Source organism: Mesorhizobium sp. M0938, assembly GCF_040319125.1.
GTDB lineage: Bacteria > Pseudomonadota > Alphaproteobacteria > Rhizobiales > Rhizobiaceae > Mesorhizobium > Mesorhizobium robiniae.
On record NZ_JAMYNS010000005.1, the window covers coordinates 296,482 to 312,903 of the forward strand.

Here is a 16,422-nt window from a genome sequence, read left to right on the forward strand (position 1 = left end):
TAAACTGGCGAGAGGGGCGGAAGTTCCGGGCACTGAGCTTTCGAACCAAAGCTGCATTCGCGCCGCTGCTCTCTTTCGGCAATTTTTCGACGAGCGACGAAACAATTGCGCTCGATCCCCGTTTGGCCGTCATGGTGGGATTGCCCATGCCAAAGGAGGCGACGATGAGCGCAACCGGCTTGGAGGTTTTTGACAAAACCCTGCAGACGACAAACATCTGGCTGGACGAGATCATGGCCGATCACGGGCCCGACAGGCGCGTTGCCTGGCATATGCTGGGAGCCGTTTTACGCACCTTACGGGATTGGCTGCAGATCGAGCTGGCTGCCAATCTGGGGGCAGGGCTGCCGCTTCTCATACGCGGAGCCTATTATGACCGGTATCGGCCGCATGATCTGCCAGCCGACAGCCGTTCGTTGGAGGATTTCCTGCAGCGCATCGCCGAGGAGATGAAATCCAGTCGGCCCGTGAATCCCGAGGATGCGGCGAGATCCGTGTTCAAAGTTGTCGCCAGGCATGTCGACCTCGGCCAGCCGGCGAAAGTGCGAGACGCATTGCCGAAGCAGATCCAGGCGCTTTGGCCCGAGAGTGTCGGAGTCTAGCTGCAAGCGGCCTGATTCATTGCTCCGGAAAACGACTTGTTCGCAGCGGGCTGTTGCGCTCGGCAGGCGCTGGTGGAAGAATGGACATTCCTTGGAAACGTCTCATTGTGCGAGCGAGTCGCTGGCCGTGTTTCAGACGTTCACGATATCTGTCTGGACCCCTAACATCCGGCCTCAGACGCACTACGTGAAGGTAGGGAACCACAAAGGCTTTCCGACAGTTGAGTGAAGAGGCGACAGCAACCAGACCGGCCGGGGCGAGGATACCATGCGCGAGAACCACTCCGACGTCTTCGATCTGTTTTCGGAGATTTATACGAACGCGGCGCAAGAGGAGATAAGCATCCAGCAATATCTCCTTGCCTGCCGCGAGGATAAATCGATGTACGCCTCGGCGCCCGAACGGATGGTCGAGGCGATTGGCGAACCCACCCTGATCGACACCAGTAAGGATGAGCGGCTCGGCCGCATTTTCGCAAACAGAACAATCAAAGTGTATCCCTCCTTCGCCGAGTTCTATGGCATGGAGGACACGATCGAGCGCATTGCCGGCTATTTCCGCTACGCCTCTCAAGGGCTCGAGGAACGCAAACAGATACTCTATTTGCTCGGCCCGGTCGGTGGCGGCAAGTCCTCGCTCGCCGAACGGCTGAAAAAGCTGATGGAGGAGCGTCCGATCTACACGCTGAAGGTCGGCGGCCAGATCAGCCCGGTTTTCGAATCGCCGCTCGGGCTTTTCCATCCCGATCGCATGGGCGACTTGCTGGAGGACAAATACGGCATCGCTCGGCGCCGGCTGAACGGCCTGATCTCGCCGTGGGCGGCCAAGCGCCTCGACGAACTATCGGGCGACATATCCAAGTTCAGCGTTGTCAAGCTGATGCCGTCGCGGCTGCGCCAGATCGGCATTGCGAAGACCGAGCCGGGCGACGAGAACAACCAGGACGTTTCGGCCCTGGTCGGCAAGGTCGACATAAGACAACTCGAGAATTTCAGCCAGTCCGATCCGGACGCCTATTCCTACAGCGGCGGCCTTAACCGGACCACCCAAGGCTTGCTTGAGTTCGTCGAGATGTTCAAGGCGCCGATCAAGGTCCTCCATCCTTTGCTGACCGCTACCCAGGAAGGCAGCTACAACGGCACGGAAAACTTCGGATCTTTCCCTTATCAGGGCATCGTCGTAGCCCATTCCAACGAATCGGAATGGCTGCAGTTCAAGAACAACAAAAACAACGAGGCGTTCCTCGACCGTATCCTGGTGGTCAAGGTGCCGTACTGCCTGCGGGTCACTGAGGAAAGGCAGATCTACGAAAAGCTGCTGCGCGAAAGCGAATTGGCTTCCAGTCCATGTGCTCCGGAAGTGCTGGACATCCTCAGCCGGTTCACCGTCTCGACGCGGCTCGCCGAGCACGACAATTCGCCGCTTTACACGAAGATGCGAGTCTATGACGGCGAGAACCTCAAGGACATAGATCCCAAGGCGAAGTCGGTTCAGGAATACCGCGATGCCGCCGGTGTCGACGAAGGCATGACCGGCGTCAGCACGCGCTTTGCGTTCAAGATCCTGTCGCAGACCTTCAACTACGACACCAATGAAGTGGCCGCCGATCCTGTGCATCTGATGTACATTCTGGAAGAGGCGATCAAGCGTGAGCAGTTCCCGAAGGAAACGGAAGCCGCCTATCTCGACTTCATAAAGTCGGAACTGGCCACGCGTTACGCCGAGTTCATCGGCCATGAGATCCAGAAGGCCTATCTGGAATCCTACAGCGAATACGGCCAGAACCTGTTCGACCGCTACATCGCCTACGCCGATGCCTGGATCGAGGATCAGGACTACAAAGATCCCGATACCGGCCAGATCCTCAATCGCGAGGTGCTGGACAACGAACTGTCGCAAGTCGAAAAGCCGGCCGGCATCGCCAATCCCAAGGACTTCCGCAACGAGGTCGTGAAATTTACGTTGCGCGCCCGGGCGAGGAACCATGGCCGCAATCCGTCATGGACAAGTTACGAGAAGCTGCGCGAAGTCATCGAGAAGCGGATGTTCGGCCAGGTCGAGGACCTGCTGCCGGTGATCAGCTTCGGCTCCAAGCAGGACAGCGTGACGGAGAAGCGTCATACCGAGTTCGTGCACCGGATGGTTGGACGCGGTTACACCGAACGTCAGGTCCGCCGGCTGGTGGATTGGTACATGCGGGTGAACAAGGCGGGTTAGTCCGGCCGGGATGGTTCCATGCCGATCTTCATCGATCGCCGACTGAACCCAAAGGACAAGAGCCTCGGCAACCGCCAGCGCTTCTTGAAGCGTGCGCGCGAGGAGCTGAAGCGAAGCATCCGCGATCAGATCCGCACCGGCAAGATCGCGGATGTGGATGCCGAACACGCCGTGTCTATGCCAGCGAGGGGCACAGCCGAGCCGAGCTTCAGCGATGCGAAGGACAGCGGCAAGCGGCAGCATATCCTGCCGGGCAACAAGCATTTCGCCCCAGGCGACCGGGTTCCCAAGCCCGGCCAGGGCGGCGGCGGTGGCTCTCCCGGGAAAACGGTCTCGGAAGACGATTTTCGTTTCGTGCTCTCGCGCGAGGAGGTGCTCGACCTCTTCTTCGAGGATCTAGAACTTCCCGATATGGTCAAGCTCAACCTCAAGGAGATACTTGCCTTCAAGCCGCGCCGGGCCGGATTCGCCGCGACCGGTGCCCCGACCAATATCAATGTCGGGCGCACGATGCGAAACAGCCATGGCCGCCGGATTGCGCTCAGGCGTCCCAAACAAAAGGATCTCGATGCGGTTGCGGAGGAACTGGCAATCCTGGAGGCAGAGCCCCAGGGCGCGGCGGCACGCCAGCGCATCACAGCGTTGCGCGAAGAGCTCGAGCGACTTGAGCGCCGCCGCAAGCGGATCGCCTATGTCGACCCCGTCGACATCCGGTTCAACCGTTTCGATAACCGGCCGGTGCCGAATGCCAACGCGGTCATGTTCTGTCTCATGGACGTATCGGGCTCGATGGGCGAACGCGAGAAGGACTTGGCCAAGCGCTTCTTCGTGCTGCTGCACCTCTTCCTGAAACGGCGCTACGATCGCACCGATATCGTCTTCATCCGTCATACGCACGAGGCGCAGGAAGTCGACGAGGAAACCTTCTTCTACAATACGCAAAGCGGTGGCACGGTCGTTTCCACGGCACTCGAGGAGATGCACCGCATCATCGAGCAACGCTATCCCAGCAACGAATGGAACATCTATGCCGCCCAAGCATCGGACGGCGACAATTTCGTAACCGATTCCGAGCGCTGCATCGGCCTTATGGACGGCCAGATCATGCGCCTGTGCCAGTACTTCGCCTATGTCGAGATCCTCGACGAACGCGAGAGCCATATTTTCGGCGCCACCGATAATGGAACCTCGCTCTGGCGCGCCTACAGCGCCGTCAACCAGAGATGGCCGAATTTCCAGATGAGCCGCATAGCCAACGCAGCCGACATCTATCCGGTCTTTCGTCAGCTCTTTGCCAGGCAGCCGGCCCTGCAGAAGAGCGCTTGAGGGGAACCGATGGCGAACCAGATCAGCAAATCCGGCCAGACCAGCAAATCCAGCCAAACCAGCAAATCAGGTCTGCTCTTTTCAGGCTCCGACTGGGACTTCAAGACGCTGTCGCGCGCCTACGAGACAATCGAGGCGATCGCAATCGAAGAGCTTCACCTCGACGTCTATCCGGTGCAGATGGAGATCATCTCGTCCCAGCAGATGCTCGATGCCTATTCATCGGTAGGCATGCCGCTGATGTATCGTCACTGGTCCTTCGGCAAGCATTTCCTCTACCAGGAGTTGCTCTATCGCAAGGCGGGCCGGGGTCTGGCCTACGAACTGGTCATCAACTCCAATCCTTGCATCGTCTACCTGATGGAGGAAAACACCATGGCTCTGCAGGCCCTGGTGACGGCCCATGCGGCGCTCGGCCACAATCATTTTTTCAAGAACAATCATCTGTTTCGGCAGTGGACGGATGCCAGCGCGATCCTGAGCTATCTGGATTTCGCCAAGAGTTATATCGCTCGTTGTGAGGAGCGGCACGGCGTGGCCGCGGTGGAGGCGATCCTCGACTCGGCTCACGCGCTGATGGAGCAGGGCGTGTTCAGATATCACCGGCCGCCGAAGCTGTCGTCGGAAAGGCAGCGCGAAGGCGTCCGCGAGCGCCTGGAATACGAAGAGCGTTCCTATAACGATCTGTGGCGCACGCTCCCGCGTTCGAAGAGCGGAGACAATATTGGAGAAAAGGACCCCGGTACGGTGGAGCGGAAGAAAACGCTCAAACTGCCGGAGGAAAACCTGCTCTACTTCCTTGAAAAAAACAGCCTGGTCCTGGAGCCTTGGCAGCGTGAAATCCTCAGGATCGTCCGCGTCGTGGCGCAGTACTTTTATCCGCAGCGGCAAACGCAGGTGATGAATGAAGGTTGCGCCACCTTCGTGCACTACACGCTGATGAACACGCTGTTCGATCGCGGCCTGATCAGCGAAGGCGCGATGCTGGAAATCCTGCGCAACCATTCGAACGTGGTCTTTCAGCCGGCCTTCGACGATCCGCGTTTTTCCGGCATCAATCCTTATGCCCTGGGCCTCGACATGATGCAGGACATCCAGCGCATATCGACCGAGCCGACCGCCGAGGATCGCGACTGGTTCCCCGATATCGCCGGCAACGGCAATTGGCGCGAGACCCTGCTCGACGCGTGGGCTAACCATCGCGACGAATCTTTCATCCGCCAATATCTGAGCCCCGCCCTGATGCGTAAATGGCGGTTCTTCATCCTCACCGATGCCGCCAGCGAACCGCATTACGAGGTCGCGTCGATACACAATGAGCGTGGCTACGAAAAGATACGCGCCGGGCTCGCCCACAGCTACGACATCGGCGCGAGCCGGCCGGATATCCAGGTGGTGGATGTGGATCTGCTCGGCGACCGACAGTTGCGACTGGAGCACAAGGTGAAGAACGGCATTACCCTGGAGGAGGCCAATCGCGACGCCACGCTGCGCCATATCCGTCGCCTCTGGGGCTATGAGGTCAGTCTGGCGGCGATCGATGCGCAAACGGGCGTGACGCTTAACGAACGTTCGACCAGCCAAATTGGGGAATGACCAAAACCGGGATGGCCGGCGACGGCGTCGCTCTACCGCCGGTTTCCATTCTTGGGGTCCGATAATCTGGCCGTAGGACCCGGGAAGGTCGGCTGCGTGGGAATCTCGGATGGCGTATCGGGAGGAATTTCGACGGGCTGCCTCTCCGGGCTGGGAACGGGATCAGGCGAAGGCGGAGGCACGCCCGGAGGCTCATCCGGCGGCGTTTCCGGCGGAGCGGGTGGCCGGGCGGGCTCAGGATTGGGATTATCCGGTATCGGCACGGGATTGTTCGGATCAGGATCGGTCATGTCCGTTTCCTCGAGGAGAATCGCCTGGGATGTTCCCCAAGGAGGATCACCCTGGGATGACAACCATCGTGCCTAACGATGGTTCCCTGCCGTCACTTTCGTCACCTTTACCGCGTCGGGGAGCACCCTATGTACGCTGCGTATTGCGAGGCACGGTTCAGGGAGTAACGGCATGCGCGCGTTCATGATTGTCGCCCTTCTTCTGGTTGCAATCACAATGGCGCTCTCGCTCGCGCATGCGTTGGAGTTGCCCGGCAAGTTGCGCCTCAAGGAGGCCACCTACAAATCTGTGCAGGCGATCTACTATCCCGGCTTCACTGTTGGCGGGTTTGCCGAGATCGGCGGCATCATTGCACTCGCCATCCTGCTCTACCTGACGCCCTACGCAAGCGCTCGATTCTGGTGGACCTTGGCGGCCCTTGTCTTCTTGGTGGCGGGACATGCGACCTATTGGCTGGTCACGCATCCCGTCAACAATTTCTGGGTGCAGGATATCGCCGTGCCGAAACCAGCCGCGGCATTCTTTTCGATGTTCTCTCGTAAGCAAAGCGGCGACTGGAAAGAACTGCGCAACATCTGGGAGGCTTCGCATGTTGCCAGGGCGGGCCTGGCTATGCTGAGCCTGATCTCGGTTGCCGTTGCCGCGACATTTTTTGCTGGGAGTGAATAGCGCCTGGGAATGGCAGCGCTATTTGTTGGTCCGCATCTTCTGCCTTGGATTGATCCCGCCAAGGGCGTTCGTGTCGTTCTCGACGTCACCTTCGATCGTGTTTTCGCCGTCAAGTACGATTTCGTCGCCTTCCTTGATCGTGCCCTTGGACGTCCCTATTCCAGGATTGTTCCTCAGATCGGCATCGCTCGGTTTTTTCCATTTTGGATGTTTGGTTCCGCTCATAGCACAACTCCTTCGAAAGGGTCCTGCTCTAGAAACAGCAGGGCGCGATGAATGTTCCGGCGAAAGGCAGCCTGATACGGCTCTGATTGCGAGGGCGCTAAAGCCCGAATGGATAGGTGTCGGGAAAGCCGGTTCCGACATGCTCCGGCCCAAGCGGCGTCACCGCGGCGGTTTCGTCAAACCAGACGAACGCGTCAAATTGCTGGGCAAGAGAAGCATCCGCGTAATGGCTGCGCAGTTCGGTTTCCGGCCGATAGATCACGCCGATGAAGCGCTCCAGCCGCCGTTCCGACAGCCGCTTGCGGAGATCGTCGTCGCGCTTGATGTCGAGCAGGAAACGCGAGACGCCGCAGTCATGGCAAAGCCGCTCGTAGCTATCGCCATGGGAAGGCCGCACCCGTTTGATCTCCATCTCACCGTCCCAGTCGGAGGCCGCGGCGACCGTCCCCGAATGCGTGCTGAGCCCGATCAAGGCAGCCTCGTCGCCGAAACGCTGGCGGCAGAACTGGCCGATGTTCACTTCGTCCCTGACAACCCCCATCTCGGTGTAGCGGGCATCGCCGATGTGGGAATTATGCGCCCAGACGACCGCCTTGGCGTTTGGCCCGCGGGCTTCGATGAGATGCTCGAGCGTCTCGAACATGTGGGTGTCGCGCAAGTTCCAGGACTGCGCGCCGCCATAATACATGATCCGATAGTAGCGTTCTGCGGAAGCGATCAACCGGGCATTCTGGGTGGCATCCAGAAAATCGACGCCATCCTCCTGCGCATAGTCAAGTTGCTTGGCAAGCAGTTCGCGGCATTGTTCCAGCACCGCCTCCTCGCATTTCTCGTAGCCGGAGGTGAGTGCGACGCGGCCGTAGGTGGAGGGCTCATTTTGCCAGGGCGTCAGGCAGCCATAGCGTTCACGTGCGATCTTTGCCGCCTGCGGATCGACCCTGTCGAGATATTGCAGAACCGCGGCGATCGATCCGCCCATATTGTAGATGTCGAGGCCATAGAATCCCGCCAGTCGCGACGATATCCTGATCCGTTCATTGTGATATCGCATCCAGTCGACGAATGCCGCAACGTCCGTGTTGCGCCACATCCAGGTGGGAAACCGCTGGAACGGCGGATCGGCGTCGGCCCGTGGCGGCCGGCGGCGGACGTAGCGGTCGACCGCCGCAGCGTCAGGCCAATCGGCCTCGACAGCGACGATGGTGAAGCCATGCTTTTCGATGAGCCTGCGGGTGATCGCAGCGCGGGCCCGGTAGAACTCCGACGTGCCGTGGCTCGCTTCGCCGAGCAAGACTATGCGGCGGTCGCCAAACCGGTCGAACAATTCCCCGAACGCCGGATCGTCGAAATCCGGCAGCGGTTCGGCCGCTGCCGCGATCATCTCCGGCAGGCTGCGCGTGCGCGCGCGTGCGGTCGCGATATGGCTGCCGCTCTCGGGCCAGCCCTGCTCGCCGATGAGCGGCACGAACCGCACGCCGCCGAAATCCTCCTCGCTGTAGGTTGCAGCGCCGGTTCGGGTGACCTTGAGAAGGCGCTGATCGTGCGGTTCGTCGCCGACCGGGATGACGAGCCTGCCGCCGACGTCGAGCTGTTCCTGAAGCGCAAGCGGCGCACCAGGTCCGCCGGCGGCGACCAGAATGGCGTCGAAGGGCGCTGCGTCGGGCCAGCCCTTGGTGCCATCGCCGGTGCGGACTTCGATATTGTCATAGCCGAGTTCTTCGAACCGCTGTCTCGCCGTCTCGGCCAACCCAGCGTGGCGTTCGATCGTGTAAACGCGTTCGACGATCCGGCTCATCACGGCAGCCGCGTAGCCTGAACCGGTGCCAACCTCCAGGACATGGTCGCCTGGACCGATCTCCGCCATCTCGATCATCAAGGCGACGATGTAGGGCTGCGATATCGTCTGACCCTCGGCGATCGGCAGCGGCCCATCCTCGTAGGCGAATTCTTCAAAGCCGGGTGCGACGAAAGCCTCGCGCGGAACCTCACGCATCGCATCCAGCACCTCGCGGTCACGGATACCACGGCGGCTGAGATGGACTTCGACCATTCGGTTGCGAGCATCGGGAAGATCGAGCATCTTTTGCTCCTCTTGCAAGCTGGTGGCCCCCGCCCGATTGTGCCCTCAATCGTGCCAACCGGCGACAATCCCTCGATCGGCGTGCGCTCGGCCCGGCAGCGCTTGATCTCATTTTGGCGGCTCGTCTCCTTAACCGTTGGCGAGCTTCCAGGTTCCTGCAAAAGAGCGACTGGCGGGCGCGACGGCGGCTCCGGCCGAACTTATTTCCGCGAAAATCCTTTCTTCGGGCCGATATCACTCCAGATACCGACGGGCGAACGCATTCTGGAGACGTTTCGATGAATGACGAGGCTCGGACCACCGCACAGCCAACAGGCCTTGACCAGGTCAGTCTCATGGACCGCTATTGGCGCGCCGCAAACTACGTTTCGGTCGGCCAGATATACCTCCTCGACAATCCGCTCCTGCGCGAGCCCCTGAAAGCCGAGCACGTCAAGCCGCGGCTGCTCGGCCATTGGGGCACGACGCCCGGCCTCAACTTTATCTATGTCCACCTGAACCGCGTCATCCGCGAACGTAATCTCGACCTTCTGTTCATCTGCGGCCCCGGTCATGGCGGCCCGGCGATGGTCGCGAACACGTGGCTCGAGGGCACCTACAGCGAGATCTATCCCGAAATCGACCAGGACGAAGACGGGCTGAGAAGACTCTTCCGACAATTCTCCTTCCCTGGTGGGGTACCCAGCCATGCGGCGCCCGAAACGCCCGGCTCGATCCATGAAGGCGGAGAACTGGGTTATGCGCTGGTCCACGCTTTCGGCGCGGCCTTGGACAATCCCGATCTGGTGGTCGCCTGCGTCGTTGGCGACGGCGAAGCGGAGACCGGACCGCTCGCGGCGGCATGGCATTCCAACAAGTTCCTCAACCCGGCATCCGACGGCGCCGTGCTGCCGATCCTGCATCTCAACGGCTACAAGATCGCCAACCCGACGATCCTAGCCCGGATGGATGATGTGGAATTGCGGAGCCTGTTCGCCGGCTACGGCTACGAGCCATTTTTCGTCGAAGGTCATGAGCCGATTCCCATGCATCGGTTGATGGCCACGAAGCTGGACACGGCGCTCGACAGAATCCGCTCGATCCAGAAGCGTGCCCGTGAATCGGACTGGCAGGGAGAGCGCCCGCTGTGGCCGATGATCGTGCTGCGCAGCCCGAAGGGCTGGACCGGACCGAAGGAGGTCGATGGCAAGAAGGTCGAGGATTTCTGGCGTTCGCATCAAGTGCCGGTGTCGAATGCCCGCGGCAACGAGGCGCACCGCAAGATCCTCGAAGACTGGATGCGGAGCTACGAACCGGAAAAGCTGTTCGACAACAGCGGGCGTCTGCTTCCAGACCTGGCGGCGCTCGCGCCAACCGGGTCCAAGCGCATGGGCGCAACCCCCTTTGCCAATGGCGGATTACTGAAGCACGACCTAGTGCTTCCCGATTGGAAAGGCCTGGCGCTCGATGTGCCGCGTCCGGGAGGCACCAGAGCCGAGGCGACGCGGGTTCTAGGAAGCTATCTCCGCGACGTCATACGCCTGAATGCGGAGGCCAGGAATTTCCGGCTGATGGGACCGGATGAGACATCCTCCAACCGCCTCGACGACGTATTCGAGGTTACGGACCGGGTCTGGATGCAGCGGATCGAGCCCTATGACGTCCAGCTCTCCAGGGACGGCCGGGTCATGGAGGTGCTCAGCGAGCATCTCTGCCAGGGTTGGCTGGAGGGCTATCTGCTGACCGGCCGCCACGGTCTGTTCTCCTGTTACGAGGCGTTCATCCACATCGTCGATTCCATGGTCAACCAGCATGCGAAATGGCTGAAGACATCCAGCGAGCTCGCCTGGCGCAAGCCGATCGCTTCACTCAACTATCTGCTGACCTCCCATGTCTGGCGGCAGGATCACAACGGCTTCAGCCATCAGGATCCCGGTTTTGCCGACTTCGTCGCCAACAAGAAGGCCGATACGGTCCGGCTGTATTTCCCGCCGGATGCCAACACGCTGCTCTGGATCACCGATCATTGCCTGAGAACCTATAACCGCATCAACGTGATCACCGCCGGCAAGCAGCAAGCGCCGCAATGGCTGTCTGTCGAAGACGCAGAAACGCATTGCCGGGCGGGGGCAGGGATCTGGGCATGGGCCGGGACGGTTGCAACGGGCGAGGATCCGGATGTGGTGATGGCCTGCGCCGGCGACGTGCCGACGCTGGAGACGCTCGCTGCCACCGACATTCTGCGTTCGGCGCTTCCGGAGCTGAAGGTTCGCGTCGTCAACGTGGTCGACCTGATGACGCTGCAGTCGAATTCAGAGCATCCGCATGGCCTTGCCGATGAGGATTTCGACGCGCTGTTCACCAAGGCCAAGCCGGTCATCTTCGCCTATCACGGCTATCCCTATCTCATCCACCGGCTGACCTACCGACGCGCCAACCACGACAACATGCATGTGCACGGTTTTCGCGGGGAAGGCACCACGACGACGCCGTTCGACATGGTCGTGCTCAATGAACTCGACCGTTTCCACCTGGCGCTTGCCGCGATCAAACACGTGCCGGGGCTCGCCGAACGAGCAGAAGACCTTGCCGCAGAACTGCAAGCGAAGCTGGTGGAGCACAAGGCCTATGTCCGCGAGCATGGCGAAGACATGCCCGAAATTCAGAATTGGAACTGGCCTGAGAACAGTGCGACGAAGGCTGGCGATTGATGCGACAGGCAATTCTTGCACTGAACACCGGCTCCTCCAGCATCAAGTTCGGACTGTACGACCTCGGACCCTCCGCAGAACTGCAACTCGTCTCGCGTGGTGCGCTGGATCTGGGCGATGCACCGAGGCTCAGCGCGAAAGCGGCCGACGGAACGGTGCAGTGTGATCGGCCGCTTGCCGCAGACGCGCGCAATGCTGGCATCGACGCGTTGCTCGACTGGATCGAGAGCGAGCTTGGCGGCAGGAAGCTGGTGGCCGCTGGCCACCGCATCGTGCATGGCGGGCGCGAGTTCGTCGAACCCGTCCGTCTGACGCCTGACGTGATCGACGCCTTGGACAGGCTGACGCCGCTTGCTCCGCTGCACCAGCCCCGCAGTCTCGCGCCGATCCGGACACTTGCAGCGCTGCGGCCGGACCTGCCGCAGGTCGGGTGCTTCGACACAGCCTTCCATCAGACGATCGATCCGATCGTGAGCCGCTTCGCGCTGCCGCGCAGATACGATGCGGACGGAATCCGCCGCTACGGGTTTCATGGTCTTTCCTACGAGTACATCGCCGGGCGGCTCAAGCAGATATCGCCCGCTCTTGCAGCGAAGCGGACGATCGTCGCCCATCTCGGCAACGGAGCGAGCCTGTGCGCGATGCGCGACGGGAGAAGCGTCGATACGACGATGGGCTTTTCCGCGCTCGACGGCCTGGTCATGGGCACGCGTTGCGGTGTTATCGATCCGGGCGTGCTTTTGTACTTGATCCTGGAAAAAGGCGTCTCGGGGGAGGCGCTGCAGCACATGCTCTATGAGGAATCCGGGCTGCTCGGAATATCCGGCATCTCGGGCGACATGCGTGCGCTGGAGGCGAGCGACGATCCCCACGCCCGCGAAGCGGTGAACCTTTTTGCGTTCCGGGCCGCAAGGGAGACTGCCGCGCTCGCCAACACTTTGGGCGGTCTCGAATGCCTCGTGTTCACCGCCGGCATTGGCCAGCGCTCGGCGCCGGTCCGCAAGGCAATATGCGAAAGGCTCCACTGGCTTGGCGTGGCGATTGACGAGCCGTCCAATGTCTCGCATGCCGAGATCATAAGCCGACCGGGCAGCAAGGTCGAAATACGCGTCGTCGCGACCGACGAGGAGAGCATCATTGCTCGCCACACATGCGTGCAAGGGATTGCTCGCTAGCGCAATCGACGGCCGCTGTTTTCTATCGCATCGGCCCGAAATCGGAACCGATTTTCGGAAAGCACGATGCGCAGATTCAAAGCGCTAGAGCGTACTTTGTGCGTCCAACTGGACGCATGTCGCTCTAAGGCAAGGAACCCTGCGCCGCCGCGGTCGTTTCCCTGTCTGGTTACCAATGCGGGATCCGATTACCAAAGGGAGAAATCCAATGGCCGAAACCACCAGCACGGCAGGCGCCTCAAAGGCGGCAAACGAAGCGCAAGATGCGATGAAGAAGCAGATCGCCGAGCTTCGCCGCGAAATCGGCAAAATAAATCGGACCCTTTCCGACCAAGCCGAGGAGGCACAGGGCTGGTACGATAGCGCCGCCGAACGGGCCTCGCGCGCAGCCCGGCAATTGCGCAGCCAGGCGCACACCGTGTCTGAAACTGTCCAGGAGAACCCAGGCACGGTCTCTTCGGCGATGGTGTTTGGCGGCGTGCTCGGTGTACTCTTGGGAATTGCGATTGCAAAGAGTTCCGAGCCCGAGCGGCGGTGGTTCTAGGCCGGCCGAGCCTATCGGGTGTCAAGCATGGCTTTTGCGCTGTCGGCATCCGTTACGATCACGGTCGCCAGCCCGGCCTGTGCCGCAGCTAGAAGAATGGCATGTTTGTGCGTCCCGCCTGAGCCAATGATGCGGCAGGGAATGTTGCGATAGTCGTCGAGTTCCGGCGAAAGCACCTGACCGTTGAGAGGGTGGTCCACAGGCTTGCCTTCGGCATCGAGATAGCGGCCCAGGAGGTCGCCGACGGCGCCGGCGGCGATAAGATCTTGCGCATCCGTTCCCTCAGGCAGGCCGTAACGGACCTGGAGCGATTGCCGCGATACGTCTCCGACGCTCAGGTAGGAGACATCCACATCATAGGTGCGAGGGAATATCCTCTGGAACACCGACTGGGAAATGATCGCCTCGCGCGACTGCGGGCTCTCCGCGTAGATCGGTGCCGCGAAATAGCAGCATTGCGCGCCCAGGACCTGCGCGAAGCCGCGGACGATCTCGAATGTGTTGATCTCCAGGCCGCGCGTCAGTCCGCCCATCATGGACCGAATCTCCATCTGCTGCTCGCTGACGGCCGTCATGTGCCGTACGGTTTCCCGCAACGTCGCCCCCCAGCCGACACCGATAGAGGCAGGCTTGCGGCTTTGGATCAGCCTATCCAGATAGGCGGCCGCGCCCCGGCCAATGACCGAGTGCACCAGCCCGGGATCGCCCGGCGTCGGCACCACGACGGCATCCTGCAGGCCGAACCGGCTCCGCAGTTCACCCTCGATCTCGATATTGGCGGCTAGCGGCGAGCTGAAGCCTATACGCACGATCCCTTCCTCAAGTGCTGCGGCGAGAAGCTCGTTGACCCTGCGGCGGGTGAGATGCATCCGCTCGCCGATCTCAGCCTGCGTCAGGCCCTCGACATGATAGAGCCATGCCGCCCTAATCATCAGCTCCTGCTGGTCCATGCGCTCTTCCCCCTCGTGCCGTGGCCGCTTTCGGTTACAAACGTCACACTGGTGTAGCATTTGTAACTTACAAATACCGGCGATCTGTTTCCGGCTGATTGGTCGATTGCCAGCAGGAAAATCATGGCCGTTTCAGCCGGATAGCAGATTAAACAGGAATAGATCAACTTGGATAGATGCTCTTGATCTGGGCAGGATTTGCCATGGATATCTAGGATAAATCGGTATGAATACTTTATACCTAAATACATAATTGCGGATTGTCACAAATAATTCATCTGTCCATTACGAAACAGACACAGTGCTGAACGTAGAACCGGCCAGATTGCTTTGGCCACACTTGCCATTCTCGCAAAGGAGATTCCGATGTTTTCACTCACGCGGCGCGGCGCGCTTGGTATCCTCGGTGCAACCGCAGGCAGCATGGTGCTGCCGCGCTTCGCGATCGGTCAGGGCGCGCGCCCGTCAGTCACCATCGCCGTGCAGAAGATCACCAACAACAACACGCTCGATATATGGAACGAACAATCCAATGTCGGCGAGCGGGTGTTCTTCCCCAATTTCTGGGAAGGGCTGATCCTGCGCGACTGGATGGGCAACCAGGGCCCGGTTCCCGGCCTCGCGACCGAGTGGAAGCGCATTGACGACAAGACTGTCGAGCTCAAGCTGCGTCAGGGCGTGAAGTTCCACAATGGCGATGAGCTGACCGCCGATGACGTGGTGTTCAGCTTCTCGGCCCAGCGCGTTTTCGGCGACACGCAGCCGGTCGGCGGCAAGACGATCTTCGAGGATGACCACAAACCCGCGACGCCGAAGGAACTGCCTGCCACGATACCCGGCATCGGCCGCCGGCTGTGGCCCCGGCTCGCCGGCGTCGAGGCGGTGGACAAACACACGGTGCGTTTCCACAACGCAACCTCGGATGTGACGCTGGAGGGCCGCCTCTATGCCTTCGGCAGCCAGATCGCCAACCGTCGTGCCTGGGACGAGGCGGCGAACTATGTCGACTGGGCGCGCAAGCCGGTCACCACCGGCCCCTATTCGGTCGGCGACTTCAGGCCGGACGTGTCGCTCACTCTCGTGGCCTTCGACGACTATTGGGGCGGTCGCCCGCCGCTCGAGCAGATCCGCTTTGTCGAGGTTCCGGAGGTCGCCTCGCGCGTCAACGGGCTTCTGTCAGGCGAGTATGACTTTGCCTGTGACCTGCCGCCCGACCAGATTCCCGCCGTTCAGGGTGCCCCCGGCTTCGAGGTGCAGGGCTCGACGATTCTCAATCATAGGGTTTCGGTATTCAACACCCAGAATCCGATACTCGAAAACCCGCTGGTGCGCCGCGCCATGACCCATTCCATCGACCGCCAGGCGATCATTGACGCGCTGTGGGCGGGCCAGACGACGGTTCCGGCCGGGCTGCAGTTCCCCTACTATGACGACATGTTCGTGCAGGGTTGGACGGTGCCGGACTACAATCCCGACCTGGCGCGCGAGCTGCTGAAGCAGGCCAATTACAAGGGCGACGCGATCCCCTTCCGCCTGCTCGACAACTACTACACGAACCAGACTGCGAACGGCCAGATCATGGTCGAGATGTGGAACCAGGTCGGTCTCAACGTGCAGATCGAGATGAAGGAAAACTGGGCGCAGATCCACGACCCGGCCGGCGTGAAGGGCGTGCGTGACTGGTCGGCCGGATGCCCTTTCAACGATCCTGTTGGCGGCATCGTCAACCAGTACGGTCCGAATGGCGAAGTCCAGCAGAAGAAGGATTGGACCAATGCCGAGGCCAATCAGATGGCCGCGATCCTGGAAACCGGCACCGACCACGCCGCCCGCAAGAAGGCCTTCGCCCGCATGCTGGAAATCTGCGAGCGCGAGGATCCAGTCTATCAGATCCTTCACCAGAACGCGGTGTTCACCGGCATGAAATCGTCGCTGAAGTGGAAGGCCGCACCCGCCTTCGCCATGGATTTCCGCTCCACCAACTGGGCAAGCTGACCGTTCGCCATGAACCCGCTCCGGCAGGGAAACGTCCCGCCGGAGCTTTTTCTTTTCATGA

The 16,422-nt window shown here is 60.8% G+C and carries 12 protein-coding genes; 9 read left to right on the forward strand and 3 right to left on the reverse strand.

Features of this window, described 5'->3' with window-relative positions; all coding sequences use genetic code 11:
* Positions 1-164 precede the first annotated feature (164 nt).
* From NKH73_RS11325 to NKH73_RS11345, 5 genes are all read left to right on the forward strand, one after another.
* Positions 165-602, forward strand: coding sequence for a DUF2267 domain-containing protein (locus NKH73_RS11325; protein WP_352931261.1), 438 nt, complete (start codon positions 165-167; stop codon positions 600-602).
* A 268-nt stretch (positions 603-870) separates the two neighbouring features.
* Entirely contained in the window at positions 871-2,820 is a 1,950-nt protein-coding gene (locus tag NKH73_RS11330) for a PrkA family serine protein kinase (protein WP_352931263.1), read from the forward strand.
* 18 nt (positions 2,821-2,838) lie between these two features.
* Positions 2,839-4,146 (forward strand): YeaH/YhbH family protein, encoded by a 1,308-nt coding sequence (locus tag NKH73_RS11335; protein ID WP_352931265.1) that lies wholly within the window; start codon positions 2,839-2,841, stop codon positions 4,144-4,146.
* Positions 4,147-4,155: 9 nt separating this feature from the next.
* Positions 4,156-5,742, forward strand: coding sequence for a SpoVR family protein (locus NKH73_RS11340; protein ID WP_352931267.1), 1,587 nt, complete (start codon positions 4,156-4,158; stop codon positions 5,740-5,742).
* Between the two features lie 462 nt (positions 5,743-6,204).
* Positions 6,205-6,702: a DUF1772 domain-containing protein gene (locus NKH73_RS11345; RefSeq protein WP_352931269.1), complete on the forward strand. Its 498-nt coding sequence runs from the start codon at positions 6,205-6,207 to the stop codon at positions 6,700-6,702.
* A gap of 18 nt (positions 6,703-6,720) precedes the next feature.
* On the opposite strand, the gene NKH73_RS11350 is transcribed toward NKH73_RS11345, so the two are convergent.
* The gene (locus tag NKH73_RS11350) at positions 6,721-6,927 is read right to left on the reverse strand and encodes a hypothetical protein (RefSeq protein ID WP_352931271.1); all 207 of its coding nucleotides are present in this window, start codon (positions 6,925-6,927) and stop codon (positions 6,721-6,723) included.
* Between the two features lie 97 nt (positions 6,928-7,024).
* Positions 7,025-9,007 (reverse strand): protein-L-isoaspartate(D-aspartate) O-methyltransferase, encoded by a 1,983-nt coding sequence (locus NKH73_RS11355; protein ID WP_352931273.1) that lies wholly within the window; start codon positions 9,005-9,007, stop codon positions 7,025-7,027.
* 278 nt (positions 9,008-9,285) lie between these two features.
* Between NKH73_RS11355 and NKH73_RS11360 the strand changes: the two genes are divergently transcribed.
* The 3 genes from NKH73_RS11360 (at position 9,286) to NKH73_RS11370 (ending at position 13,416) form a co-directional block, all read left to right on the forward strand.
* Positions 9,286-11,697 (forward strand): phosphoketolase family protein, encoded by a 2,412-nt coding sequence (locus NKH73_RS11360; RefSeq protein WP_352931275.1) that lies wholly within the window; start codon positions 9,286-9,288, stop codon positions 11,695-11,697.
* Positions 11,697-12,872: an acetate/propionate family kinase gene (locus NKH73_RS11365; RefSeq protein ID WP_352931277.1), complete on the forward strand. Its 1,176-nt coding sequence runs from the start codon at positions 11,697-11,699 to the stop codon at positions 12,870-12,872. Before NKH73_RS11360 ends, NKH73_RS11365 begins: the two co-directional genes overlap by 1 nt.
* 208 nt (positions 12,873-13,080) lie before the next feature.
* Complete coding sequence (locus tag NKH73_RS11370) at positions 13,081-13,416, forward strand: hypothetical protein (protein WP_352931279.1); 336 nt, start codon at positions 13,081-13,083, stop codon at positions 13,414-13,416.
* 11 nt (positions 13,417-13,427) lie between these two features.
* Here NKH73_RS11370 and NKH73_RS11375 read toward each other — a convergent pair whose 3' ends face one another.
* Positions 13,428-14,366 (reverse strand): sugar-binding transcriptional regulator, encoded by a 939-nt coding sequence (locus tag NKH73_RS11375; RefSeq protein WP_352931281.1) that lies wholly within the window; start codon positions 14,364-14,366, stop codon positions 13,428-13,430.
* Positions 14,367-14,732: 366 nt separating this feature from the next.
* Between NKH73_RS11375 and NKH73_RS11380 the strand changes: the two genes are divergently transcribed.
* Positions 14,733-16,361: an ABC transporter substrate-binding protein gene (locus NKH73_RS11380; RefSeq protein WP_352931283.1), complete on the forward strand. Its 1,629-nt coding sequence runs from the start codon at positions 14,733-14,735 to the stop codon at positions 16,359-16,361.
* Positions 16,362-16,422 lie beyond the last annotated feature (61 nt).

Coding starts and splice junctions, on each gene's coding strand:
- NKH73_RS11325 (WP_352931261.1), top strand. CDS start 165: ATGAGCGCAACCGGCTTGGAGGTTTTTGACAAAACCCTGCAGACGACA.
- NKH73_RS11335 (WP_352931265.1), top strand. CDS start 2,839: ATGCCGATCTTCATCGATCGCCGACTGAACCCAAAGGACAAGAGCCTC.
- NKH73_RS11365 (WP_352931277.1), top strand. CDS start 11,697: ATGCGACAGGCAATTCTTGCACTGAACACCGGCTCCTCCAGCATCAAG.
- NKH73_RS11375 (WP_352931281.1), bottom strand. CDS start 14,366: ATGGACCAGCAGGAGCTGATGATTAGGGCGGCATGGCTCTATCATGTC.
- NKH73_RS11370 (WP_352931279.1), top strand. CDS start 13,081: ATGGCCGAAACCACCAGCACGGCAGGCGCCTCAAAGGCGGCAAACGAA.
- NKH73_RS11360 (WP_352931275.1), top strand. CDS start 9,286: ATGAATGACGAGGCTCGGACCACCGCACAGCCAACAGGCCTTGACCAG.
- NKH73_RS11330 (WP_352931263.1), top strand. CDS start 871: ATGCGCGAGAACCACTCCGACGTCTTCGATCTGTTTTCGGAGATTTAT.
- NKH73_RS11355 (WP_352931273.1), bottom strand. CDS start 9,007: ATGCTCGATCTTCCCGATGCTCGCAACCGAATGGTCGAAGTCCATCTC.
- NKH73_RS11345 (WP_352931269.1), top strand. CDS start 6,205: ATGCGCGCGTTCATGATTGTCGCCCTTCTTCTGGTTGCAATCACAATG.
- NKH73_RS11380 (WP_352931283.1), top strand. CDS start 14,733: ATGTTTTCACTCACGCGGCGCGGCGCGCTTGGTATCCTCGGTGCAACC.
- NKH73_RS11340 (WP_352931267.1), top strand. CDS start 4,156: ATGGCGAACCAGATCAGCAAATCCGGCCAGACCAGCAAATCCAGCCAA.
- NKH73_RS11350 (WP_352931271.1), bottom strand. CDS start 6,927: ATGAGCGGAACCAAACATCCAAAATGGAAAAAACCGAGCGATGCCGAT.